Origin of the sequence: Citrobacter sp. RHBSTW-00881, from assembly GCF_013728515.1 — a bacterium.
GTDB classification, from domain to species: domain Bacteria; phylum Pseudomonadota; class Gammaproteobacteria; order Enterobacterales; family Enterobacteriaceae; genus Citrobacter; species Citrobacter braakii.
In genome coordinates this window covers 38,037-61,861 of record NZ_CP056270.1, presented here as the reverse complement: position 1 = coordinate 61,861, position 23,825 = coordinate 38,037, and the positions used below count along the sequence as shown (strand labels likewise).

Sequence of the window (23,825 nt, the reverse complement as noted above, 5' to 3'; positions counted from 1 at the left end):
ACACCCAACCGGCCAAGATAATTGTCGTCAACCGGTCATCCTAATTGTCGCCGAACACGTTTCAGCGCCGTACAAAAATGCTATTTTGTTCATACTCAATGCGTTTGTGGGTTTGGTTTGTTTGGCGACTGATCTGATCGCGCAAACTGCATTGAGTTCCCTTACCTGAGTGATCTACTATTTCGCACAGTTATTTAGCTTTATCGTAACGCTCAAGAAATTGGGCTTAATGCCGAAAACAATAAAATAAAACAGCCAACCCTTGAGGTTCTTATGCGCCAGAATTTACCAGTGACGGGTCGAAACTTAGAACTCCCAAAAGATGCCAATATTCTTTCGACTACCTCCCCTCAAAGCCATATCACGTACGTTAATCCTGACTTCATTAAAATCAGTGGTTTCACTGAGGAAGAACTATTAGGCCAGCCTCACAACATCGTAAGACACCCAGATATGCCGCCTGCTGCATTTGAGCATATGTGGAGTACATTAAAATCTGGCCGCTCATGGATGGGGCTAGTAAAAAATCGCTGTAAAAATGGCGACCACTATTGGGTAAGTGCTTATGTAACGCCAATAGCTAAGAATGGTTCGATTGTTGAATACCAGTCTGTAAGGACCAAGCCTGAACCTGAGCAGGTTTTGGCTGCGGAAAAATTATATGCTCAATTGAGAAGCGGGAAGGCCGCGAGGCCGAAATTGGCTGCTAGCTTTTCCGTGAAAATACTCTTGCTCATATGGGGTAGTATTATATCAAGCGCAATGGCTGCCGGCATGCTTACTGATACATCAATAAGCAGCTTATTGTTAGCCACTTTAATGTCAGGAAGCTTAAGCTCTGTTAGTGTTTTGGCTATTCTCTCTCCTCTTGGAAGACTGGTTGAAAGAGCCAGGAATATTTCCAATAACCCATTAAGTCAATCCCTCTACACTGGGCGCACCGATGAGTTTGGCCAAATAGAGTTTGCTTTACGAATGATGCAAGCTGAAACAGGCGCCATAGTAGGTCGCATAGGTGATGCATCAAATCGGCTTAGCGAACACACCCGAGGCCTACTAAAGGATATTGAGTCAAGCAATGTACTTACAGTTGAGCAGCAGGCAGAGACAGATCAAATAGCAACGGCAGTAAACCAAATGGTGGCAAGCATTCAAGAGGTTGCGAGCAATGCACAGCATGCTGCAGATGCGGCCGGAAGAGCAGACACTGAGACGGCATCTGGCCAGCGTCTGGTAGCCCACACAAGCCAGTCAATCACTGCCCTTGAAGGTGAAATTAGGCAAGCCGCTCAGGTTATTCATGAGCTTGAAGGTCAAAGTAACGAGATATCAAAAGTTCTTGACGTTATACGAGGGATCGCCGAGCAAACGAATTTGTTGGCACTCAACGCAGCAATTGAGGCCGCGCGTGCTGGTGAGCAGGGGCGTGGTTTTGCTGTTGTCGCCGATGAGGTTCGCAGTCTTGCTGCTCGCACACAGCAATCGACAACGGATATTCAAAGCATGATCAGCGCTCTACAAGAGCGAGCGCAATCCGCTGTTACAGCGGCAAGCGCACACGAGTGTAGCTCACGCAGAGGAAGCAGCTACAGCTCTTGATGGAATTGGCCAACGCGTTAACGAAATTACCGACATGAACGCGCAAATAGCGACTGCGGTCGAGCAGCAGGGAGCAGTAAGTGAAGACATAAACCGCAGTATTATCAATATACGCGATGCTGCTGATACCAATGTACAGACCGGGCAGAATAATTTGCAAAGTGCGAAATCTGTCGCTCAGTTAACTAGCGCTCTGAGCGAACTGGCAAAACAGTTTTGGGAAAAACGAGGATAACGCTTTTCAGTATCTCGACAGGGATAACTTACTTTACCATCGGTTATCCCTTTTAGCCGCACAAATTTTAGCCATGGCTTTTCAGGAAGTCAGGGCTATCAGAATGGCCTTAGAAAGCCTCATGTACAGAACCTTAAGCGGCAAGCGAATTAATAATACCGTCTAACGTGTTGTTTTGCTTGAATTTTCTCTGCCTACTCTTTTTGCCGTTTTTGGATAAATACACCATTGCCCACTCCAACTTCTCTGTTATTTCCTGCCACGCACCATGGATGATGCTCGCCAATATCGGCATTAACCAAAGCGCGCTGTTTTTGGCAATCTTCAGCATCGATAACTCCGCGCTGCCAATCAGCGTCAGCGCCAGCCGACGTTTGACCAGCAAGGCCAGCAAACTAGCCCAGATCAAGCCTTCCGCTATCGCTTTTTGTCGTGTCGCGAACGCCTTCAACCGGTTATGTGATTTCAGCTCTTTGAACAACAGTTCGATCTGCCAACGGCAACGATACAATGCCATCACCTTCTCGGCTGGCCATCGCTCACGCGGAAGATTGGTCATCCATATACAGAACCGTTTTTCCTCTGCAAACCAACGTCTTATGAGTCGATATTTATACTTTCCCGAACTCACATCCAGATCCAGAACCTCGGCTCTGCAGCTTCTCCGATCGATATCCTTGAGCTTTTTTCCGAGTAACTTGGGCATTTCCCTGCCGTCCTGTCGGTAAGCTGCCTGTACTTTGGGATTGAGATTTTGACTCCCTCTGACCAGATAGCTTCCTTTGGCTTTGGTCACATCAGCAAAGTACTCGCGGCTGATGTAACCGGCATCCGCCAATAACAGTTTGTTATTTAACGAATTTTCGGCCGGAAGATGCTTGCGCTCCGATTCGGTATCCGCCGTGATACTCATCGATATCGGCGACTGGTCCAGCAAGGACATGGTCATATGACACTCTACCGCAGCGGGGCTGTGCTTATTGAATCGGCCCGGGAAATGTTCTGCCAATTGCGGATGTAACGCGAATGACGACCCGTCCTGCAGCAGTACCTGCTCAAAGCCTGCCAGTCCGTGGGCGTCCGGTAGACACTCCTTGAGGCGTAAGGCGATGGCTCGTTCAACCAGTGCGCGCATGAACAAGGGAAAACCCTGCTTGCGTAACTGGTTGTGAAAGGGTTTATACGCTATTTGGTCAGTATCATGGAGCTGCAACGCATTGAAATGGCGATGCAAACCAGCAATACCATCCACCTTGTCGCAACCAAGCCCTGAGAGCAGAGCCGGGAGTAGTCTCGCAGGCTGGATATCCCGGAGTCGCTGACAAAAACCGGTAAATTTACCGATCCGGTTGAGTTCAGAAGAGCTAAGAAGTTGCTTGAGGTACTGGGTTGCATTGATTATAATCATGGCTTCGGGCGTGTCGGTTTTTTTTTGCGATTAAATCAGATCACAAACGAAGCCTTTTTTCTATCTATTTCAATTGGTTGTAGCTAAAGATCCTGTACATGACAGGTCACTGCAGCGGCCAAACTGTTGCCACATCTCAGTTCAGGAGGAAACGCAATGACTCAGGAAAGGATCCAGACCCGCTACCCACTCGGCGGCCCCTTCGCCACCCAGGCTGAGCTGGAGCAGGCCATCACCCAGGCCATAACGACCCACAGACAAGATTTCTTCCCTCTGCTGGAACGGCTGGTGGACGTGGGGGACACCCGGGTCAACCTCAGTCAGGAGAACCCGCTGCGGGTGCTCAGCATCGAACTCGCTGACGGCCGTGAAGGAGTGGCCCATATCAACTACGAGTCCAACTTCGCCGAGAGCTGCCTGATTATCAACGAATACGACCAGCACCAGACCAGCCTGGCCTTTCGCCTCGACGGGGATGCACTTATCTTCGACGTCGAACTGCCGATCGCGTGGAATTTCAATAACTGAAGATTCAGCGGTGTAATGCCGCCTGGTTGCTACACCCGGTCAGCCAGCTCCCCTCACCCTAACCCTCTCCCAAAGGGAGAGGGGATCAGCCCGTGCCAACCTCCAGCCGTGGTAGTCACTCCATACTCTGCTGTTATTTCAGGCGCCTGTAATCTTCCCCATATGGCTGTCATCTGAATAGCAATATCCAGCATATAGCCACCATAACCCTCACTCATGTACAGGATCTTTAGCGGCAACCAATTGAAATAGATATAAAAAAGGCTTCGTTTGTGATCTGATTTTATCGCCAAACAAAATCAACACGCGCGAAGCCTATGACTATTATCAACGCTAATTACTATCTGGAGCAACTCTTGGCTCCCGCCGCACTCGAGCGCATTGCTCGGCTCTGCAAGTTTTGTCTGCGTCAGCGTGCCATTACCCCAGCCATGCTCGTACCTGCACTGCTGCGGGCCATGGGAGGCGACCAGGTCAATGACATTGCCGGTTTACACCGCCATTTCAATGCCTTGCAACTGGTAAACACCCATCAGGTTTCTTACAAACCGTTTCACAATCAGCTGCGCAAAGAGAGCTTTGCCCTGTTTATGGGGTCGGTTCCGGCTGAGGGCGAAATGACACCCTAAGCTTTCGGTTCCTTGGGCCAAAGATATTCGCCAGTCAGTAGAATGTGCGCCCAGCCCAATGGGGATATGTGGGGAAGAAATTCAGGGGGAACATCCAACCCTTCGTTCCGCCGCTCCGTGACGGCATGACCAAGATGGACGGTATTCCAGTAAATGATCACCGCAGTCAATAAATTGAGCCCAGCGATTCGGTAGTGCTGCCCCTCTGTCGTGCGATCGCGAATTTCCCCCTGCCTCCCGATACGGAGCGCATTTTTGAGCGCATGGTGGGCCTCTCCCTTGTTAAGACCGATCTGAGCACGCCGCTGCATGTCCGTATCCAGGATCCACTCAATAATGAAAAGGGTCCGTTCAATACGACCAACTTCACGAAGCGCAACTGCAAGGTTGTTTTGTCGTGGGTAAGAAGCGAGCTTGCGCAGGAGTTGGCTGGGCCTGATTTTGCCAGCGGTCATCGTCGCGGCACAACGGAAAATATCAGGCCAGTTCGCAACGATAAGATCCTCCCGGGCTTTTCCACCTACCAACTTGCGTAACTCCCTGGGGGTCGTATCGGGATTAAATACGTACAACCGCTTCGATGGCAGATCCCTGATTCGCAGAACGAGATTGTAGCCGAGCAGGCTACTGGCTCCGAACAAATGGTCGGTGAATCCTGCTGTATCGGCATACTGTTCGCGAACATGGCGACCGACCTCGTTCATCAGTAGTCCATCGAGAATATACGGTGCCTCGCTCACGGTCGCCGGGATCGACTGACAAGCGAATGGCGCGAACTGGTCGCTTACGTGAGTATACGCTTTGAGGCCGGGAACAGAACCATATTTGGCATTGACCATGTTCATGACTTCGCCATGCCGCGCTGTCGGGAAAAACTGACCATCGCTCGATGCTGACGTGCCCATCCCCCAGACGCGTGACATCGGCAGTTTACCCTGCGCGGCCACCACAATTGCCAATGCCTGGTTCATGGCTTCGCTTTCAACATGCCAGCGGGCAAGGCGTGAGAGCTGCCAGTAATCATGCGTGTTTGTAGCTTCCGCCATCTTACGCAGGCCCAGATTGAGCCCTTCAGCGAGCAGGACGTTGAGCAGACCGATCCGGTCGCGACATGGAGCCCCGGTTCTCAGATGGGTAAACGCATCTGTGAAACCAAGGGCTGCATCAACTTCAAGCAGCATGTCGGTAATCCGAACGGACGGCATTCGGCGATACAGATCCAGTATGAGTGCCTCGGCACCATCCGGCACGTCTGCTGTCAACCTGTCGATCCGCAACGTTCCATCTTCTATGCTACCGTGCGGAATAGTGCCGTTACGGGCAGCCCGGGCCAGCCGCTTAAGAGCGATCGTGAGTCGCGCCTTTCTGTCTGCCAGCCAATCCTGTGGGTTGGAAGGCACGGCCAGTTTTGCATTTTCCTGCGCCGCGATCATCGGCACCAGTACCTGCTTGAGGTCACCATAGCGGCGCGAATGAGCGAGCCAGACATCTCCGGAACGAAAAGCATCCCGGAGGTGAAAGAGTACCGCCACTTCCCAAAGACGGGTATCTCCTTTTTCCTGAGCTCGTAAATGACGGTTCCATTTGGAGCTGGGCCGCAGGAAACGCCTTTCTGGCGATGCAACACCTTTCATCTCTCCGATCGACAAAGCTGCTGCTACCAATGGTCCGGCGACCGGCGCGGCTTCGAGCTTCAGACAGCGCAACATGCGGGGCGCATAACGACGAAAGCGATGGTATCCCTGCCCGACATATGCAAGAGGCTCATCGGCTAGCGTGTTGCTGAGTTGAGTCCCTGTCGCTACCAGTTGAGCGAGCCGGTCCCATGCAACCGAACTGGCGACAGCCATCTCCAGCGGGGTTCCGTCACTGCGGGCCTCAAGCAACGAAGCTCCCAGCGCGGTGAAGGTACGGATCGTATCCGTGAGTGTGGCTTTAGAGCCGGAAATTGTTTCGTCATGCTGGCGCTTCGCTTCCCGCCAGGTTTTTCCTACGATCCTGTCATGGGTTTCGACTATGGCATCAGCAATCGCCGCTTCCCACTCCACAACACAGACGGCAAGGATCGCCCAGCGGCGGTCCGAAGTGATGTCACGCAAACCGTCGGTGAAGTAGCGTTCACCCTGCCGACGCAGCCGGGCAATGCGATGGGCAGGTATGCTGGCCAAAGCACTATGATTGATATTCAGGGTACGCAGAAATTCGAGCCTGTCGAGCAAACGGTTAGCAGCAGCCGAGTTGTTACCAACCTCGAAGTTGCGAAGCCAGATGAAACGACTGATATTGCCGGCGAGCATTTCACTCAGAAGTTTGTCCAGGTGATCGCGAACATCCGCTGTTAAATTTTCCGCAATCCGCGTTTCAATCCGCCGCTCAGCGGCGACCAGAGCATCCGCGCACAAGCGCTCGATTGTCGATACTGCGGGCAGAATGGTGGAAGTTTCCCGACACCGCACAATAAAACGATGAGCAAGATCCTCGTTTGATCTGGCATCTTCGGCCTGGCCGAAAGTCCACTCACGCAGATCACGGGCACCACGGCCCGTGAAGGTCTTGTAGCCGTAAATTTCGCGCAGCGTGTCCATGTGCTGCTGACGGGTTTGGCGCCGTGTGGCATAAGTGAGAAGCGCATCAGCCGGAACTCCAAGCTGAGCACCGACGAAGGAAAGGACTTCACGCGGGATCATCTCACCAGGAGCCAGTGCACGGCCCGGATATCGTAAGGCACAAAGTTGCAGGGCAAAGCCAATCCTGTTTTCCGGTCTGCGGCGCTGCCTAATGTTTTCCAGGTCATCATCGCCCAGCGTGTAGAACTTCAGTAGCGACAGTTCGTCCGTGGGCAGATCGAACAGCGCTGCTCGCTGCCGTTCGGTGAAAATATGGCGTCGTGACATACAAATTCGTCCCTTTTGAAGTATAGTCTGTTTTGGACAACAGCCAGCCCATATAAATCAGGGCGTTCCGATACAAAAATCCAGGAGGGTTCAATTGGGACATCGTGCCGCCATTTACTGCCGGGTTTCAACAGCGGATCAGTCTTGTGAACGCCAGGAATTTGATCTGCGAGCCTTCGCCGGCCGTGCCGGCTACGACGTGGTGGGAATATTTAAGGAAACAGGTTCAGGAACTAAACTCGACCGGGCCGAGCGAAAGAAAGTCCTGGCGCTTGCCCAGTCCAGACAAATTGATGCAATCCTGGTCACTGAGCTTTCCCGGTGGGGGCGCTCGACGCTCGATCTGCTCAATACGCTACGTGAACTGGAGAACTGGAAGGTTTCCGTGATAGCCATGAATGGAATGGCGTTCGATCTTTCGTCGCCGTATGGACGAATGCTGGCGACGTTTCTTTCCGGCATTGCGGAGTTTGAGCGGGATCTCATCAGCGAGCGGGTCAAGTCAGGCCTTGCTGTTGCGAAGGCACGTGGTAAGAGGCTTGGTCGTCAGGCCGGAGTGCGACCAAAATCAGACCGACTTTTGCCTAAGGTGGTTGCGATGAGGGCCGAGGGACGCAGCTATCGCTGGATCGCACGCGAGCTCGGTATCAGCAAGAATACCGTCGCTGACATCGTGCAACGACACAGAGCTAACGCTTAGGGTGTCATTTCGCCCTCAGCCGGAACCGACCCCTTCAAGCGTCATGAGTGGGATTTCACTGAACCAAAATATGTGGATTTCCCGTCACGCGGTATTTTCCATGTGCAGGTCGGCGGCGGTGCCACCACTGGCGTGGTGAGCGCGGTCAATAACAACAGCAGCAGCTGGATGCGCGCGAAGCTGGCGGCCTATCGTAATAACCCGGTTAAACTCAAAGATTGATCGATTAAGATCGTGTTCTTTGTCTGAAACGGAAAAGCCGACGCGTTATGCGTCGGCTTTTGTTTTTTGGTTTTCCACGGTGGCGGCGCGCTGCGTCTGTCCGGGCTACCGATTATGCGGCTGTCTGGTAGCCCGGACAGGTGCGCAGCACCGCCTCCGGGAATGACTCAGGCCGTGCGCCACTTGCGCGTCAGCGGCTTCTCAATTTCCACAATCAGGAACATCACAAAACCGATAATAAAGGTGATCACCCAGTAGCGGAACGGCAGCGCTTCGGTACCGAACAGCATCTGCATAAACGGCGCGTAGATAATCAGCAGTTGCAGCACCAGCAACACGCCGCTGACAATCCAGATACCCCGGTTCGCCAGCAGCCCTTTGCTCAGTGAGAAACCATCCGCCACCCGGCAGTTGAGCATATAAAACCACTGTGCGGTGACCAGCGTCTGCAACAGTACGGTGCGGATAAACTCAGGTGAGTAGCCTCGCGGCTGTAGCCAGGCCTCCAGCACAAAGGCGCTCACGGCGATCATCGAACCGACAAAAATTACCCGCCAGATGGCAAAGCCGTCCATCGCATGCAGCTTAGGATCGCGCGGCGGACGGCGCATGATGTTCTTTTCACCGGCTTCGAACGCCAGACCAAACGACAGCGTGGCCGACGTCGCCATGTTCATCCACAAAATCAACACCGGCGTCAGCGGAATCAAATTCCCCGCCAGCAGCGCGATAATGATTAACAACCCCTGCGCCAGGTTGGTTGGCATAATGAACAAGATCGTTTTCTTCAGGTTATCGTAAACCCGCCGCCCTTCCCTGACTGCACTGGCGATGGTGGCGAAGTTATCATCGGTCAGCACCATATCAGCGGCCTCTTTGGTCACTTCGGTGCCCTTGATGCCCATCGCGATACCAACATCGGCCTGCTTCAGCGCCGGGGCGTCGTTCACCCCATCACCGGTCATCCCGACCACCTCTTTCCTGCTTTGCAGCGCCTGAACCAGACGGAACTTATCTTCCGGACTGGTACGGGCAAAAATATCGAATTTCTGCGCCGCTTCACTCAGTTGGGTATCGTCCATCACCTCCAGCTCGCGCCCGGTAATGGCGTTCCCGGCGTTGCCGATCCCCAGCATCTTGCCGATACTCATCGCCGTTTGCGGGTGGTCCCCGGTGATCATCTTCACGCGGATCCCCGCCTGCAGGCAGTCGCCGATAGCGGTAATGGCCTCTGGTCGCGGCGGGTCCATCATCCCGGCGATCCCTAACAGAATGACGCCATGCTGCAAATCCTGATGGGTGAGTTCGGTTTGCCCGTCAGCCGCCGGTTTCCACGCTGCCGCCACCATGCGCAGCCCTTCCCGCGCGTACTCTTCAATTTTCGCTTCCCAATACGGCTGGTCCAGCGGCTCCAGCCCATGGTCGGTTTGCTGATGCTGACACAGGCGGAACAGCACATCTGGCGCACCGGTAATTAAAATCGTCTCCTCATTGCCGATGCGGTACAGCGTTGACATATATTTGTATTGCGAATCAAAGGGGATCTTACTGCGCAGTTCGGTGCTCGCCGGCGAAAGCGTCACTTTCGCCGCCAGCACCTTCAGCGCCCCTTCCGTAGGGCCGCCAGTGATTTTCCACAACCCGCTTTCATCTTTGATTAGCTGGCTGTCGTTACACAGGTCGATGGTGCGCAGATAGCGCTCCAGCAGCGTGCCCGGCGCGACGGTTATCGGGTCCGGCTCATCGATCGGGTGAATATTCCCCACCGGCTCGTAGCTGTCCCCTTCCACCCGATAGACTTTATCGGCGGTGATAACGGCCTTAACCGTCATCTCGTTCATGGTCAGCGTCCCGGTTTTATCCGAGCAAATAACCGTCATCGCCCCTAGCGTTTCGACCGTCGGCAGCTTGCGGATAATCGCCTTCTGCCGGGCCATGGTTTGCACGCCAAGCGAGAGGATAATCGAGATAATCGCCGGCAGCCCTTCCGGTACCGACGCCACCGCCAGGCTAATCAGCGACAGCATCAGTTCAGAAACCGGCATATCGCGGAACAGCAGGCTAAAGACGAATAGCGCAGCCATCATCACCAGAATGATGATAAAGATGGCTTTGCCGAGCTTATCCATCTGCACCAACAGCGGAGTACGGTGTTTCTCGATATCCGCCATCATCTGGTTAATGTGGCCCAGCTCGGTATCGCCACCGGTTGCCACCACCAGGCCTTTGCCACCGCCGGAGCTTACCGTGGTGCCTGAGAACAACAGGTTCGTCCGGTCACCCAACGGCAGTTCGCCGCTAAGCGCTTCGGTACTTTTCTCCACCACCGTTGATTCACCGGTCAGAATCGCCTCTTCCACCCGTAGGTTATGCGCTTCGATAACCCGCAGGTCTGCTGGAATGCGGTCGCCGGCGCGGATCACCACGATATCGCCGGGAACCAGCGCCGTGGTCGGAATGGTTTCATGATTCCCCTGACGAACCACCACCGCTTCGCTGGAGAGCATATTGCGAATGCTCTGGAGCGATTTTTCGGCGTTACTCTCCTGAATATGACCAATCAGGGCGTTGATCACCGCCACGCCGAGGATCACCAGAGTATCGACCCAGTGGCCCATCACCGCCGTCAATAGCGCCGCCGCCAGCAAGACGTAAATCAGCACATCATTAAAATGCGCCAGAAAACGCAGCCATGCCGGTTTACCCGCTTTTTGCGGTAGCGCATTTTCACCGTACTGCTGTAAGCGCGCCGTCGCTTCAGCGCTGCTGATGCCATCGGGAGTGCTGTTGGTGCTGGTCAGGGTTTCATCCACGGAGAGCTGATAAAACGGGCCGCCCGGTTTTTCTGTATTCATAGTTATCTCCTCACTCCTGTAACGGAAATCAGGACAGCCTCAGGCTGCCCTTAGCGCACCACAAAAACCGGCACATGGGCATAACGCACGATACTTGCCGCCTCTGAACCCAACAGATGGGTTTGAATATTGGGATTGCGTGAGCCAATGATCACCACATCCGCCTTCAGTTCATCTGCCAGTTTCGTCACTTCATCGCGGACGTTGCCGCTGCGAATATGAATCTGGACATCGCTTTCCTTCAGAGAGAGTTTATTGATGAGTTCAGCGAGTTTTTCTTTTGAATTATTAACCAGATAGTCTTCCATTTTTCGCGCATCGGAAATAAATCCGCGCGTCAGTGCAGGAGAAAATGTCGGGATGACGTTGAGTAAATGAATCTGCCCGGAGGAGCTTTGCGCGAGGAATTGAGCATGGGACAAAGCCTTGTCCGCAAGGCCGGTTTCAAACACATCAACCGGGACGAGGATATTTTTATACATAGAGACAATCCTTTTATTACCTATAAAAAAAGGTGGTGAAAACAGCGCAGACAATGGCGCTGAGGAAGAAATCTCGATTCGAAGTATGATGGGTATAATTAAACGTAGCACACGGCGATTAACATTATTAAGATGCCAATTAATATATTGAAAAATATCACAGACTCAGTCGACCTCAGACAATTCAACTGAAAACCCAGCAAAATCGTCAACATTACCGCAAATTTTACTCTTTTTAACATTTCCTTTTTTCAACGACTATGCTCATTATCAGAGGCCTGCGCGCCTCTAAAAACCATTCAACAATTATGTAGATAAGAATCTACTTAGCACAAGGTTGATACCAGAGGAGGAGCAATGTTCGGCTACAGCCTGTTTCGCCTGAGCCTGTTTATTGCCCTGGCAATAATCGCCTGTACGGCTTCCGGGTTATTTACCTATTTAGTGGTCTCAGCGCTGGCTGAATAAAGCCGGCATTTGTGAAAAATATGTAAAATAAAACCTTTAGCACCGAGGGGAATACAGTGAACCGTTATTTTTCTCTCATTCCCGTTGTTATTTTAATAACAACGGCTTGCGATCAGAAAGCACCGCAAGTTACCCCGCTGCCGCGGATGGTAAAAGTTGCGGATGTCGTCGCCATTGGTGATTCACAGCAGCGCATTTTTCCTGCCCGTATTGAATCCGGGGATTCTACCGATCTGTCGTTCAAACGCGGCGGACAGATTGAATCCCTTGATGTGCGTCAGGGAGCCAGTATCTCTCAGGGGCAAGCGCTCGCCCGGCTCAACGCCCGGGAAGCGCAGCAACGCGTCAACGAACGGCAGACCGCAGCAACCCTCGCTCAGCGGCAGTTCGACCGCTTCCAGACGCTGGCCGGTCGCCAGGCCATTTCAAAAGCGGAAATGGATATCCAGCGGGCCAACCGTGATTCCGCCAACGCTGCGCTAAAAATCGCCCGCGAAGAGCTAAGTCAAATGACGCTCACCGCGCCGTTTAGCGGTATTGCCGCCAGCGTCCCGATCCGTAATCACCAGGTTGTCGCCGCCGGACAGCCGATCGTCACCCTGACGCGAACCGATCTGCTCGACGTGGTGTTCAGCATTCCGGAGAATCTTTTTACGACTATTGATATCCGCAATGCGCAGTATCGTCCGGTGGTGAAAATCAACTCTATGCCGGACCGTCAGTTCACCGCCGAATATAAAGAACATACCGGTAGCAGCGACAGCAACACTCTGACCTGGCAGATCATTTTAACCATGCCGCGCCCGGCCGATTTTCCGTCAGTGGGCGGCGTGAGTGGGACCGTGACGGTCAATCTGGCAAACCTGCCCGCCAGCGCGGGCGATAAAGCCGTCGTGGTGCCGGTTGAAGCGGTATTTAATCCGGATAATCGCCAGCGCAATGAGCCCCACGTCTGGGTAGTTAAAGGCGAAGGCGAACAGCTACAGCTTGAGGACAGAAAAGTTGGCGTCGGCCAGGTCACCTCTCAGGGAGTGGTCATTACCGAAGGGCTTAGCGTCGGCGAGCGCGTCGTGGCGGCAGGCGTCAGTGAACTGCATGCGCAGCAACCGGTTCGAATCTGGACGCGTGAACGAGGTTTGTAATGGATATCTCTCGTCAGTTTATTAACAACCCGATTCGCGTCTGGCTGACTATTTTACTGCTGGGCATCGGGGGTATTTTCGCCCTGCTGAATATCGGTCGCCTGGAAGACCCGGCGTTTACCATCAAGACCGCCGTGGTCATCACCCACTATCCGGGAGCCTCGGCGCAGCAGGTTGAGGAAGAAGTCACCCTGCCGCTGGAGAACGCGCTGCAACAGCTGCCCTATCTGGACAACGTCAGCTCAATTTCCTCCAATGGTCTGTCGCAAATCACCGTCAATATCGCCTCGAATTATCACTCCAGCGAGCTGCCGCAAATCTGGGATGAGCTGCGCCGTCGGGTAGGAGACGCCGCCCGGATGTTCCCGCCCGGCGTGGCCTCCCCCTTTGTGAACGACGATTTTGGCGATGTCTTTGGCTTCTTCTTTGCTATCTCCGGCGAGAGCTTTACCAACCCTGAGCTGGTCCGCTACGCCGAGCAGCTCAGGCGCGAACTGGTGCTGGTTCCCGGCGTTGGCAAAGTCGCTATCGGCGGTGCGATCCCACAACAAATCAATATCGATATCTCGCTGGCAAAAATGACCGCCCGCGGTATCACGCTCAACCAACTGGCGGCAATCCTCAGTCGCTTGAACGTAGTGTCTAACGCCGGTGAGATTAAATCCGGCAGCGAGTCAATTCGCCTGCATCCAACGGGGGAGTTTGAAAATCTCGACGAGCTGGGCGATTTGTTAATCAGCCCGCACGGCTCAGGTTCAGCGACGCGATTGCGCGATATTGCCACGCTATCGCGCGGACTCAGCGAATCTCCTTCCAGCATTTATCACGCTAATGGCCGCCAGGCGGTCACTATGGGGGTGTCGTTTATTCCCGGCGTCAACGTCATTGACGTTGGTCGCGCGCTGGAAAGCAAACTGGATCAGATGTCGGCGGAAAAACCGGCAGGGATCAAAATTGACCTGTTCTACGACCAGGCTGCAGAAGTGGCTCACTCGGTGAACGGCTTTATCACTAACTTCCTGATGGCACTGGCCATTGTCGTCGGCGTGCTGCTGATCTTTATGGGCGTGCGCAGCGGTATCATTATTGCCCTGTCGTTAGCGCTTAACGTGCTCGGTACGCTGCTGATTATGTATCTGTGGGGCATCGAGCTACAGCGTATCTCGCTGGGGGCGCTGATTATCGCCCTGAGTATGCTGGTCGATAATGCCATCGTCATCGTCGAAGGGGTACTCATTGCCCGCCAGCAGGGGTCGACGCTGCTCACGGCGATTAATTATGTGATTCGCCGCTCGGCGCTGCCGCTGCTGGGGGCGACGGTGATTGCTATTCTCGCCTTTGCGCCGATTGGCCTGTCGCAGGACTCCACCGGAGAATACTGCAAATCACTGCTCCAGGTGCTGCTGATTTCACTCATGCTGAGCTGGTTCTCAGCGTTAACCATCACGCCAGTACTGATTAAATGGTGGCTGTTCAAAGGGCAACAGCCGCCTGCTGAAACCTCGGATACCGACCCCTACAGCGGGCGCTTTTATCGCATTTATCAGCAGATTCTGCACACCCTACTGATGCGCAAAGCGATCACCCTGACCGTCATGGCGGCGCTGCTGGCAGCTTCAATATGGGGATTCGGCTCGGTGCGGCAGAACTTTTTCCCCTCATCGAACACGCCTATCTTCTTTGTTGACCTCTGGCTTCCCTATGGCACTGATATTGCGACAACCGAAAAGATGGCCAGCGATATTGAAACCTCGATTAACGGCCAGCCGGGCGTTGTCACCACCATCGCCACCGTTGGTCAGGGCAGTATGCGTTTTATCCTCACCTACAGCGGGCAACGGCAATACAGCAACTACGCGCAGATCATGGTACGCATGGACGACCAGCGCAGTATTAACGCTCTGACGCAGCATGTTGACAGCTATATTGCGCGCAACTATCCGCAGGTTAATGCCAGCAGCAAACGCGTGATGTTCGGCCCTTCCGGCGATAGCGCCATTGAAGTGCGCATCAAAGGCCCGGATCCCGACCGCCTGCGCCTGCTCGCCAGCCAGGTGGGCGATATTCTCTCCGCAGACCCGGCCACCGACGGCGTGCGCAACGACTGGCAGAACCGCAGCAAGGTTATCCGCCCACAATATTCCGCCAGCTTAGGCCGCGAACTGGGAGTAGATAAACAGGATATCGATAACGCGCTGGAGATGAATTTCTCTGGTAGCCGTGCGGGACTCTATCGCGAAGGGGCTGACCTGCTGCCGGTGGTGGTTCGCCCACCAGCCGCCGAGCGCCAGGATGCTAACCACCTGAATAATGTGCTGGTCTGGAGCCAAAACCGCCAGCAGTATATCCCGCTCAGTAACGTGGTCAGCGGCTTTAATCTCGAGTGGGAAGATCCTTTGATCCTGCGCCGCGACCGCAGCCGCGTACTGACCGTGCAGACCGACCCCGATCCGCTGAGCAATCAAACCTCAGGCGATATTCTGGCGCGCGTGAAGCCGCAAATCGATGCCCTCGCCCTACCGCACGGCTACAGTATTGAGTGGGGCGGCGACGCGGAGAATTCCCGCGAAGCGCAGCAGGGGTTGTTCACCACCCTGCCGCTGGGTTACCTGGTGATGTTTGTTATCACTGTGCTGATGTTCAGCTCGCTGAAAAACGCGATCGCTATCTGGCTGACGGTGCCGCTGGCGCTGATTGGCGTAACGCCAGGCTTTTTGATTACCGGTATTCCTTTTGGCTTTATGGCATTGATAGGCTTGCTTAGCCTGAGCGGGATGTTGATTCGTAACGGCATCGTGCTGGTTGAGGAAATTGAGCAGCAGAAGCAGGAAAAAGCGCAGCAGGAAGCCATTATTTATGCCGCCACCTCGCGTCTGCGCCCTATTCTGCTGACCGCCTTCACCACCGTTCTCGGTCTGGCCCCTTTATTATTGGATGTCTTCTTCCAGAGTATGGCGGTAGTTATTATGTTTGGTCTGGGTTTTGCTACTATTCTGACGCTGCTGGTTCTGCCAGTGATTTACGCCTGTTTCCATAATAAGAGCCTATCCCAGTAGGCGTATATTGTTGCAGCCAGTTTGGGCACGGACAGCGCGCAACAACCGAAGCGTACACGCAGTACGTGAGGCTTGTGAGCACTGCCCAGGACCAAAATGGCAAATAAAATAGCCTAATGGGATAGGCTCTAAGGATATGAAGCCACAATAATGAACAGTACCGGATTAAATATTATTAAAACGCTGGGATGCATGACGGCGGTGACCTTCTTCACCATTTATAACACCCGGGATCACTATGATTACGACTATCACTGGATCCTCGGTTTTCTGACGTTTATTTCGACCATAGCCACGCCGCTGTTTTTTGTGGTGGCGGGCTATCTGGATTCGCAGTCACGGCACGATGCGCAGTGGCAAATGGGTAAAATCAAAAGCGTAGTTATCGTCTTCCTGTTCTGGATGACAGTGTACTATCTCTGGGAACCCTACCAGCGCGGTTATCTTATCCAGCCGTGGTTTGTTTTTGCCTTTATTGTGATTTACACCTTTCATCCGCTTATCGAGTGGCTCAGCCAGCGACGCAAGCTATTTTTCGGCGTGGTATTTGCGCTGCTGTTGCTCTCATATGGCTACGATCTGCTGTCCGCGCTGTATCCTGATGTTCATGCGCTGAGCCTGGCCCCGCAGTACCGTTTGTGGACCTGGCTGCTGTTTTACCTGACCGGCCAGCTGTTCAGCGATCCGCTGGTCGCCAGTTGGCTGACCCGCGAGAGAGTGGTGAAAGGCGCGATGATCGCCATTCCGTTTATTTATCTCTTCACCTGGTTTTACGAGCGCCATTTCTTCTTCGCCCTGTTTAAGGCTGACAGAAATGCGTTCATTCTTACCGGATCACAAATTTATATTTTGGTGGTGGCGCTGGTGATTGCCGCCAACGGCGTGCGGTTTCGTAAAAACAGCGAGTTTAAAGAGACCATTCTGGCGACTATCAGCAAAACGATGACCGGCGTCTATATTCTTCACTACTCCGTTTTTCATCTGCTGACCGCGCTTATCCCAATTAGCTCGCTGGGAACCAAGTTAATGCTGATTGTCCTGACGTTCATCGCCTCGGTGTTAATTTCAATGCTAGCGCTGTCCAATTCGCTGGTGAAAAAGGTGATTACGATTTGATGCCCTCTTAAAAACCGTAGCGCAGCCACGCAAACAGCACGTTGCCGTTATTGTAGGTGCCGGGAATATAGGTGAACTGCACGCTCAGGCGGCGATAGCTGGCGGAAAAGAGCGGCAAAATAATCGGTAGCGGTACGTAGTTGGCGAAGTCTTCTCGGGCGGTGATCCCGGCGGTCACCCCAAGCCCCAGGCGAAAATCGCGACTACTGTCCAGATACCAGCCCTTCTCCCAGCCGTAGCCGATAATCGGCTGCCACTCGTTGTGCGAATCCTTAAACATCATCGCGTAGAGTGAGCTCCAGTTACCTTCTTCGTTATATCTTGAGACACCAAATCCCCCGCCCCACGGCATCTCATTGTAGTTATCGGTTTTCTCTTTATCGTACATAAAGCGGTTGTGCCAGCTGAGAAATGGCAGATACAGGTCGTAGTTTTGCGGCTGATTCCAGGTTTGCGAGACATCGTCTTTTAGCCAGTTCCACCAGCCGCTGACGCGTTGTTCGCCATAAACCTTTGTTTCCGCCTGTACCGCAAAGGCGAAAATAAACAGAGTTCCCCACACTATCCGCAGACAACGTCGCATTGTTTTATCCTTAAAGGGGTCGTCTCAGAATTCGGAAAATAAAGCACGCTAAGGCGTAGTCACCCCGTGACTCCCCCGCGCCGATGCAGCGAGCTTCGTTCCGTCTTGCAGTGACGCAATCAGCGGGCAGGAAACGTTCCCTTTCCGCGCATGGCAGGCGCACACCAGTTCAGACAGCACGGCCTCCATGCGTGCCAAGTCGGCCATCTTCTCGCGCACATCCTTGAGCTTGTGCTCGGCCAGGCCGCTGGCTTCCTCGCAATGGGTGCCATCCTCCAGCCGCAGTAGCTCGGCGATTTCGTCCAGGCTAAAGCCCAGCCGCTGGGCCGATTTCACGAACCGCACTCGTGTTACATCCGCCTCGCCATAGCGGCGAATGCTGCCATAGGGCTTGTCTGGCTCCGGCAGCAGGCCCTTGCGCTGGTAGAACCGGATGGTCTCCACATTGACCCCGGCCGCCTTGGCAAAAACGCCAATGGTCAGATTCTCAAAATTAATTTGCATATCGCTTGACTCCGTACATAACTACGGAAGTAAGCTTAAGCTATCCAAACCAAATTTGAAAGGACAAGCGTATGTCTGAACCACAAAAGTCTGAACCACAAAAGTCTGAACCACAAAACGGGCGCGGCGCGCTCTTCGCCGGTGGGCTGGCCGCCATTCTTGCGTCGGCCTGCTGCCTGGGGCCGCTGGTTTTGATCGCCTTGGGGTTCAGCGGGGCATGGATCGGCAACCTGACGGTGCTGGAACCCTATCGCCCGATCTTCATCGGCGCAGCGCTGGTCGCGCTGTTTTTCGCCTGGCGGCGCATCTACCGCCCGGCGCAAGCCTGCAAACCGGGTGAGGTCTGCGCGATTCCCCAAGTGCGAGCTACTTACAAGCTCATTTTCTGGATCGTGGCCGCGCTGGTCCTGGTCTCGCTCGGATTTCCCTACGTCATGCCATTTTTCTATTAATCACAGGAGTTCATCATGAAAAAACTGTTTGCCGCCCTCGCCCTCGCTGCCGTTGTTGCCCCCGTGTGGGCCGCCACCCAGACCGTCACGCTGTCCGTGCCTGGCATGACCTGCGCCTCTTGCCCGATCACTGTCAAGCACGCGCTTTCCAAGGTTGAGGGCGTGAGCAAGACCGACGTAAGTTTCGACAAGCGCCAGGCCGTCGTCACCTTCGACGATGCCAAGACCAACGTCCAGAAGTTGACCAAGGCGACCGAGGACGCGGGCTATCCGTCCAGCCTCAAACGCTGATCCGTTAACCGAACTCGGGAGCGACACATGGGACTCATCACGCGCATCGCTGGCAAAACCGGCGCGCTCGGCAGCGTCGTTTCCGCGATGGGCTGCGCCGCCTGTTTTCCTGCCATCGCCAGCTTTGGCGCGGCCATCGGACTGGGCTTCTTGAGCCAGTACGAGGGGCTATTCATTGGCATCCTGCTGCCGATGTTCGCCGGCATCGCGTTACTCGCCAATGCTATCGCTTGGCTCAATCATCGACAGTGGCGACGCACGGCGCTCGGCACGATAGGCCCGATCTTGGTGCTGGCAGCGGTGTTTTTAATGCGGGCTTACGGCTGGCAGAGCGGTGGACTGCTCTATGTCGGCCTGGCCTTGATGGTTGGGGTGTCGGTCTGGGATTTCATCTCGCCAGCACATCGCCGCTGCGGGCCGGACAGCTGTGAATTGCCAGAACAACGTGGCTGACGGCAACAGCCGTAGCCACCACAGAAAAGGAAAAATACATGACCACCCTGAAAATCACCGGGATGACCTGCGACTCGTGCGCGGCTCACGTCAAGGAAGCCTTGGAGAAAGTGCCCGGCGTGCAATCGGCGCTGGTGTCCTATCCGAAGGGCACAGCGCAACTCGCCATTGAGGCGGGCACGTCATCGGATGCGCTGACTACCGCCGTGGCCGGACTGGGCTACGAGGCAACGCTTGCCGATGCGCCACCGACGGACAACCGCGCCGGCCTGCTCGACAAGATGCGCGGCTGGATAGGGGCCGCTGATAAGCCCAGTGGCAACGAACGCCCGTTGCAGGTCGTCGTCATTGGTAGCGGTGGAGCCGCGATGGCGGCAGCACTGAAGGCCGTCGAGCAAGGCGCGCAGGTCACGCTGATTGAGCGCGGCACCATCGGCGGCACCTGCGTCAACGTCGGTTGTGTGCCGTCCAAGATCATGATCCGCGCCGCCCACATCGCCCATCTGCGCCGGGAAAGCCCATTCGACGGCGGCATGCCACCCACACCGCCGACGATCTTGCGCGAGCGGCTGCTGGCCCAGCAGCAGGCCCGTGTCGAAGAACTCCGTCATGCCAAGTACGAAGGCATCCTGGACGGCAATTCAGCCATCACCGTTCTGCACGGTGAAGCGCGTTTCAAGGACGACCAGAGCCTTATCGTTAGTTTGAACGAGGGTGGCGAGCGCGTCGTGATGTTCGACCGCTGCCTGGTCGCCACGGGTGCCAGCCCGGCGGTCCCGCCGATTCCGGGCTTGAAAGAGTCACCCTACTGGACTTCCACCGAGGCCCTGGCGAGCGACACCATTCCCGAACGCCTTGCCGTAATCGGCTCGTCGGTGGTGGCGCTGGAGCTGGCGCAAGCCTTTGCCCGGCTGGGCAGCAAGGTCACGGCCCTGGCGCGCAATACCTTGTTCTTCCGTGAAGACCCGGCCATCGGCGAGGCGGTGACAGCCGCTTTCCGTGCCGAGGGCATCGAGGTGCTGGAGCACACGCAAGCCAGCCAGGTCGCCCATATGGACGGTGAATTCGTGCTGACCACCACGCACGGTGAATTGCGCGCCGACAAGCTGCTGGTCGCCACCGGCCGGACACCGAACTCGCGCAGCCTGGCATTGGAAGCGGCGGGGGTAGCCGTCAATGCGCAGGGGGCCATCGTCATCGACAAGGGCATGCGCACCAGTAGCCCGAACATCTACGCGGCCGGCGACTGCACCGACCAGCCGCAGTTCGTCTATGTGGCGGCAGCGGCCGGCACTCGTGCGGCGATCAACATGACTGGCGGCGATGCGGCCCTGGACCTGACCGCAATGCCGGCCGTGGTGTTCACCGACCCGCAGGTCGCCACCGTGGGCTACAGCGAGGCGGAAGCACATCACGACGGGATCGAGACCGACAGTCGCCTGCTAACACTGGATAACGTGCCGCGTGCGCTTGCCAACTTCGACACACGCGGCTTCATCAAGCTGGTCATCGAGGAAGGTAGCGGACGGCTCATCGGCGTGCAAGCGGTGGCCCCGGGAGCGGGTGAACTGATCCAGACGGCGGTGCTCGCCATTCGCAACCGTATGACCGTGCAGGAACTGGCCGACCAATTGTTCCCCTACCTGACCATGGTCGAAGGGCTGAAGCTCGCGGCGCAGACCTTCAGCAAGGACGTGAAGCAGCTTTCGTGCTGCGCCGGATGAGGAAAAGGAGGTGTTCAATGAGCGCCTACACAGTGTCCCGGCTGGCCCTTGATGCCGGGGTGAGCGTGCATATCGTGCGCGACTACCTGCTGCGCGGATTGCTACGGCCGGTCGCGTACACCACGGGCGGCTACGGCTTGTTCGATGACACCGCGTTGCAACGGCTGCGCTTTGTACGGGCTGCCTTCGAAGCGGGTATCGGCCTGGACGCACTGGCGCGGCTGTGCCGGGCGCTGGATGCTGCGGACGGTGACGGTGCGTCTGCGCAGCTTGCCGTGTTGCGGCAACTCGTCGAGCGTCGGCGCGAGGCCCTGGCCAGCCTCGAAATGCAACTGGCCGCCATGCCAACCGAACCGGCACAGCACGCGGAGAGTCTGCCATGAACAGCCCAGAGCACTTGCCGTCTGAGACGCACAAACCGATCACCGGCTACTTGTGGGGCGCGCTGGCCGTGCTCACCTGTCCCTGCCATTTGCCGATTCTCGCCATTGTGCTAGCCGGCACGACGGCCGGCGCGTTCATCGGGGAGCACTGGGGTATTGCAGCCCTCACGCTGACCGGCTTGTTTGTCCTGTCTGTGACGCGGCTGCTGCGGGCCTTCAAGGGAAGATCATGACCGCTTCCCAGCCAGCCGAGAGTGGGCAGCTTTGAGCTTCGCTACCAATCTGGAGGAGTACCACCATGAACGCAAACGCCCCGAACACTGCCAGTTGCACCACCTGCTGCGTATGCTGCAAAGAAATTCCGCTCGATGCCGCCTTCACCCCGGAAGGCGCGGAATACGTCGAACATTTCTGCGGGCTGGATTGCTATGAACGCTTCCAGGCACGCGCCAAGGCCGCGACAGAATCTGACATTGCACCTGTCCCTGGCGGTTCGCAGCCGTCAGATTGAGGCATACCCTAACCTGATGTCAGATGTTGAGCACAAACAACGTCAGAGTAGGGTATTAATTTATATTTATTGACACATTCAGCCAAGGGTAATAGATTTCATCCTGACATTTTTACCTTTGGAGGCATCTTGCAAGGTCAACGTATCGGCTACGTTCGCGTCAGCAGCTTCGACCAGAATCCTGATCGACAACTGGAACAAATAGAAGTCGGCAAGGTATTCACCGATAAGGCTTCAGGCAAGGACACACAACGTCCCGAACTTGAAAGGCTGCTGGCCTTCGTCCGCGAGGGCGACACCGTGGTGGTGCATAGCATGGACAGGTTGGCACGCAACCTTGATGACCTGCGCCGCATCGTCCAAGGGCTGACACAACGGGGCGTGCGCATGGAGTTCGTCAAAGAAGGGCTAACGTTCACCGGCGAGGACTCACCGATGGCCAATCTGATGCTGTCGGTCATGGGAGCCTTTGCTGAGTTCGAGCGCGCTCTGATCCGCGAACGTCAGCGCGAGGGAATCGTGCTGGCTAAGCAGCGCGGGGCCTACCGGGGACGAAAGAAATCGCTGAACAGCGAACAAATTGCCGAGTTGAAACGGCGAGTTGCGGCAGGCGACCAGAAAACCTTGGTGGCCCGTGACTTCGGCATCAGCCGCGAAACCTTGTACCAGTACCTGCGGGAAGACTGACCATGCCACGCCGCTCAATCCGGCACTGTTGCAAATAGTCGGTGGTGATAAACTTATCATCCCCTTTTGCTGATGGAGCTGCACATGAACCCATTCAAAGGCCGGCATTTTCAGCGTGACATCATTCTGTGGGCCGTACGCTGGTACTGCAAATACGGCATCAGTTACCGTGAGCTGCAGGAGATGCTGGCTGAACGCGGAGTGAATGTCGATCACTCCACGATTTACCGCTGGGTTCAGCGTTATGCGCCTGAAATGGAAAAACGGCTGCGCTGGTACTGGCGTAACCCTTCCGATCTTTGCCCGTGGCACATGGATGAAACCTACGTGAAGGTCAATGGCCGCTGGGCGTATCTGTACCGGGCCGTCGACAGCCGGGGCCGCACTGTCGATTTTTATCTCTCCTCCCGTCGTAACAGCAAAGCTGCATACCGGTTTCTGGGTAAAATCCTCAACAACGTGAAGAAGTGGCAGATCCCGCGATTCATCAACACGGATAAAGCGCCCGCCTATGGTCGCGCGCTTGCTCTGCTCAAACGCGAAGGCCGGTGCCCGTCTGACGTTGAACACCGACAGATTAAGTACCGGAACAACGTGATTGAATGCGATCATGGCAAACTGAAACGGATAATCGGCGCCACGCTGGGATTTAAATCCATGAAGACGGCTTACGCCACCATCAAAGGTATTGAGGTGATGCGTGCACTACGCAAAGGCCAGGCCTCAGCATTTTATTATGGTGATCCCCTGGGCGAAATGCGCCTGGTAAGCAGAGTTTTTGAAATGTAAGGCCTTTGAATAAGACAAAAGGCTGCCTCATCGCTAACTTTGCAACAGTGCCTGATTCGATGTGTTTGCGGGAAAAAAATCGGCCCAGATCCGCGAAATTTTAATCAGCGAGTC

Annotated in this window: 20 protein-coding genes and 3 pseudogenes; 17 read left to right on the top strand and 6 right to left on the bottom strand. The window is 55.1% G+C overall.

The window, feature by feature from the left end; all coding sequences use genetic code 11:
• Window positions 1-273 precede the first annotated feature (273 nt).
• A pseudogene (locus HV311_RS25355) lies at window positions 274-1,834 on the top strand (methyl-accepting chemotaxis protein).
• A gap of 133 nt (window positions 1,835-1,967) precedes the next feature.
• Here HV311_RS25355 and HV311_RS25350 read toward each other — a convergent pair.
• Complete coding sequence (locus HV311_RS25350) at window positions 1,968-3,242, bottom strand: IS4-like element ISApu2 family transposase (protein ID WP_181562182.1); 1,275 nt, start codon at window positions 3,240-3,242, stop codon at window positions 1,968-1,970.
• 156 nt (window positions 3,243-3,398) lie between these two features.
• Between HV311_RS25350 and HV311_RS25345 the strand changes: the two genes are divergently transcribed.
• Both HV311_RS25345 and HV311_RS25340 read left to right on the top strand, forming a co-directional pair.
• Entirely contained in the window at window positions 3,399-3,770 is a 372-nt protein-coding gene (locus HV311_RS25345; RefSeq protein WP_004099020.1) for a hypothetical protein, read from the top strand.
• Window positions 3,771-4,087: 317 nt separating this feature from the next.
• Window positions 4,088-4,363: pseudogene (locus HV311_RS25340) on the top strand (IS4 family transposase); the annotation flags it as partial.
• Window positions 4,364-4,395: 32 nt separating this feature from the next.
• On the opposite strand, the gene HV311_RS25335 reads toward HV311_RS25340, so the two are convergent.
• The gene (locus tag HV311_RS25335; protein ID WP_023307208.1) at window positions 4,396-7,293 is read right to left on the bottom strand and encodes a Tn3-like element Tn5403 family transposase; all 2,898 of its coding nucleotides are present in this window, start codon (window positions 7,291-7,293) and stop codon (window positions 4,396-4,398) included.
• A gap of 94 nt (window positions 7,294-7,387) precedes the next feature.
• On the opposite strand from HV311_RS25335, the gene HV311_RS25330 reads away from it, so the two are divergent.
• Together HV311_RS25330 and HV311_RS25325 are read left to right on the top strand one after the other, a co-directional pair.
• Window positions 7,388-7,993, top strand: coding sequence for a recombinase family protein (locus tag HV311_RS25330; RefSeq protein WP_000509966.1), 606 nt, complete (start codon window positions 7,388-7,390; stop codon window positions 7,991-7,993).
• 72 nt (window positions 7,994-8,065) lie between these two features.
• Window positions 8,066-8,215, top strand: coding sequence for a hypothetical protein (locus HV311_RS25325; protein ID WP_176564481.1), 150 nt, complete (start codon window positions 8,066-8,068; stop codon window positions 8,213-8,215).
• A 167-nt stretch (window positions 8,216-8,382) separates the two neighbouring features.
• On the opposite strand, the gene HV311_RS25320 is transcribed toward HV311_RS25325, so the two are convergent.
• Both HV311_RS25320 and HV311_RS25315 read right to left on the bottom strand, forming a co-directional pair.
• On the bottom strand, window positions 8,383-11,070 hold the full coding sequence (locus HV311_RS25320; protein ID WP_016241527.1) for a cation-transporting P-type ATPase: 2,688 nt from the start codon (window positions 11,068-11,070) through the stop codon (window positions 8,383-8,385).
• 50 nt (window positions 11,071-11,120) lie between these two features.
• A complete protein-coding gene (locus tag HV311_RS25315) occupies window positions 11,121-11,552 on the bottom strand; it encodes a universal stress protein (RefSeq protein WP_016241528.1) in 432 nt (143 codons plus the stop codon).
• Between the two features lie 524 nt (window positions 11,553-12,076).
• Between HV311_RS25315 and HV311_RS25310 the strand changes: the two genes are divergently transcribed.
• The 3 genes from HV311_RS25310 (at window position 12,077) to HV311_RS25300 (ending at window position 17,334) form a co-directional block, all read left to right on the top strand.
• Window positions 12,077-13,162, top strand: coding sequence for an efflux RND transporter periplasmic adaptor subunit (locus tag HV311_RS25310; RefSeq protein WP_016241530.1), 1,086 nt, complete (start codon window positions 12,077-12,079; stop codon window positions 13,160-13,162).
• A complete protein-coding gene (locus HV311_RS25305; protein ID WP_045270087.1) occupies window positions 13,162-16,218 on the top strand; it encodes an efflux RND transporter permease subunit in 3,057 nt (1,018 codons plus the stop codon). Before HV311_RS25310 ends, HV311_RS25305 begins: the two co-directional genes overlap by 1 nt.
• A gap of 192 nt (window positions 16,219-16,410) precedes the next feature.
• The gene (locus HV311_RS25300; protein ID WP_024196075.1) at window positions 16,411-17,334 is read left to right on the top strand and encodes an acyltransferase; all 924 of its coding nucleotides are present in this window, start codon (window positions 16,411-16,413) and stop codon (window positions 17,332-17,334) included.
• Between the two features lie 7 nt (window positions 17,335-17,341).
• Here the strand turns inward: HV311_RS25300 and pagP are convergent, their stop codons facing one another.
• Window positions 17,342-17,917, bottom strand: coding sequence for a lipid IV(A) palmitoyltransferase PagP (gene pagP / locus HV311_RS25295; protein ID WP_045270086.1), 576 nt, complete (start codon window positions 17,915-17,917; stop codon window positions 17,342-17,344).
• A 48-nt stretch (window positions 17,918-17,965) separates the two neighbouring features.
• The gene (gene merR, locus HV311_RS25290; protein ID WP_001166628.1) at window positions 17,966-18,421 is read right to left on the bottom strand and encodes an Hg(II)-responsive transcriptional regulator; all 456 of its coding nucleotides are present in this window, start codon (window positions 18,419-18,421) and stop codon (window positions 17,966-17,968) included.
• A gap of 71 nt (window positions 18,422-18,492) precedes the next feature.
• Between merR and merT the strand changes: the two genes are divergently transcribed.
• From merT to HV311_RS25245, 9 genes and pseudogenes are all read left to right on the top strand, one after another.
• Window positions 18,493-18,873 (top strand): mercuric ion transporter MerT, encoded by a 381-nt coding sequence (gene merT, locus HV311_RS25285; RefSeq protein ID WP_001294654.1) that lies wholly within the window; start codon window positions 18,493-18,495, stop codon window positions 18,871-18,873.
• 15 nt (window positions 18,874-18,888) lie between these two features.
• The gene (merP, locus tag HV311_RS25280; protein WP_000732275.1) at window positions 18,889-19,164 is read left to right on the top strand and encodes a mercury resistance system periplasmic binding protein MerP; all 276 of its coding nucleotides are present in this window, start codon (window positions 18,889-18,891) and stop codon (window positions 19,162-19,164) included.
• A 27-nt stretch (window positions 19,165-19,191) separates the two neighbouring features.
• Window positions 19,192-19,617 carry an organomercurial transporter MerC gene (gene merC / locus HV311_RS25275; protein ID WP_000522996.1) on the top strand — a complete coding sequence of 142 codons (426 nt, stop codon included), beginning with the start codon at window positions 19,192-19,194 and terminating at the stop codon, window positions 19,615-19,617.
• A 38-nt stretch (window positions 19,618-19,655) separates the two neighbouring features.
• A complete protein-coding gene (gene merA / locus HV311_RS25270; protein ID WP_191221238.1) occupies window positions 19,656-21,341 on the top strand; it encodes a mercury(II) reductase in 1,686 nt (561 codons plus the stop codon).
• Window positions 21,342-21,358: 17 nt separating this feature from the next.
• Window positions 21,359-21,724 carry a mercury resistance co-regulator MerD gene (merD, locus tag HV311_RS25265; protein WP_001277466.1) on the top strand — a complete coding sequence of 122 codons (366 nt, stop codon included), beginning with the start codon at window positions 21,359-21,361 and terminating at the stop codon, window positions 21,722-21,724.
• Window positions 21,721-21,957 (top strand): broad-spectrum mercury transporter MerE, encoded by a 237-nt coding sequence (gene merE, locus HV311_RS25260; protein WP_001087807.1) that lies wholly within the window; start codon window positions 21,721-21,723, stop codon window positions 21,955-21,957. The genes merD and merE overlap by 4 nt, the downstream gene beginning before the upstream one ends.
• Before the next feature lie 50 nt (window positions 21,958-22,007).
• Window positions 22,008-22,235, top strand: a pseudogene (locus HV311_RS25255) (DUF3330 domain-containing protein); the annotation flags it as partial.
• Window positions 22,236-22,364: 129 nt separating this feature from the next.
• A complete protein-coding gene (locus tag HV311_RS25250) occupies window positions 22,365-22,922 on the top strand; it encodes a recombinase family protein (RefSeq protein WP_001162010.1) in 558 nt (185 codons plus the stop codon).
• Window positions 22,923-23,006: 84 nt separating this feature from the next.
• Window positions 23,007-23,711, top strand: coding sequence for an IS6-like element IS26 family transposase (locus HV311_RS25245; protein ID WP_001067855.1), 705 nt, complete (start codon window positions 23,007-23,009; stop codon window positions 23,709-23,711).
• The last annotated feature ends 114 nt before the right edge of the window (window positions 23,712-23,825 follow it).

What these genes read in the sequence shown, in the direction of transcription:
- HV311_RS25350 (WP_181562182.1), bottom strand. Translation starts at nt 3,242, where the DNA reads ATGATTATAATCAATGCAACCCAGTACCTCAAGCAACTTCTTAGCTCT.
- HV311_RS25320 (WP_016241527.1), bottom strand. Translation starts at nt 11,070, where the DNA reads ATGAATACAGAAAAACCGGGCGGCCCGTTTTATCAGCTCTCCGTGGAT.
- HV311_RS25345 (WP_004099020.1), top strand. Translation starts at nt 3,399, where the DNA reads ATGACTCAGGAAAGGATCCAGACCCGCTACCCACTCGGCGGCCCCTTC.
- pagP (WP_045270086.1), bottom strand. Translation starts at nt 17,917, where the DNA reads ATGCGACGTTGTCTGCGGATAGTGTGGGGAACTCTGTTTATTTTCGCC.
- HV311_RS25305 (WP_045270087.1), top strand. Translation starts at nt 13,162, where the DNA reads ATGGATATCTCTCGTCAGTTTATTAACAACCCGATTCGCGTCTGGCTG.
- merR (WP_001166628.1), bottom strand. Translation starts at nt 18,421, where the DNA reads ATGCAAATTAATTTTGAGAATCTGACCATTGGCGTTTTTGCCAAGGCG.
- merA (WP_191221238.1), top strand. Translation starts at nt 19,656, where the DNA reads ATGACCACCCTGAAAATCACCGGGATGACCTGCGACTCGTGCGCGGCT.
- merT (WP_001294654.1), top strand. Translation starts at nt 18,493, where the DNA reads ATGTCTGAACCACAAAAGTCTGAACCACAAAAGTCTGAACCACAAAAC.
- merC (WP_000522996.1), top strand. Translation starts at nt 19,192, where the DNA reads ATGGGACTCATCACGCGCATCGCTGGCAAAACCGGCGCGCTCGGCAGC.
- HV311_RS25245 (WP_001067855.1), top strand. Translation starts at nt 23,007, where the DNA reads ATGAACCCATTCAAAGGCCGGCATTTTCAGCGTGACATCATTCTGTGG.
- merE (WP_001087807.1), top strand. Translation starts at nt 21,721, where the DNA reads ATGAACAGCCCAGAGCACTTGCCGTCTGAGACGCACAAACCGATCACC.
- merP (WP_000732275.1), top strand. Translation starts at nt 18,889, where the DNA reads ATGAAAAAACTGTTTGCCGCCCTCGCCCTCGCTGCCGTTGTTGCCCCC.
- HV311_RS25300 (WP_024196075.1), top strand. Translation starts at nt 16,411, where the DNA reads ATGACGGCGGTGACCTTCTTCACCATTTATAACACCCGGGATCACTAT.
- HV311_RS25315 (WP_016241528.1), bottom strand. Translation starts at nt 11,552, where the DNA reads ATGTATAAAAATATCCTCGTCCCGGTTGATGTGTTTGAAACCGGCCTT.
- merD (WP_001277466.1), top strand. Translation starts at nt 21,359, where the DNA reads ATGAGCGCCTACACAGTGTCCCGGCTGGCCCTTGATGCCGGGGTGAGC.
- HV311_RS25335 (WP_023307208.1), bottom strand. Translation starts at nt 7,293, where the DNA reads ATGTCACGACGCCATATTTTCACCGAACGGCAGCGAGCAGCGCTGTTC.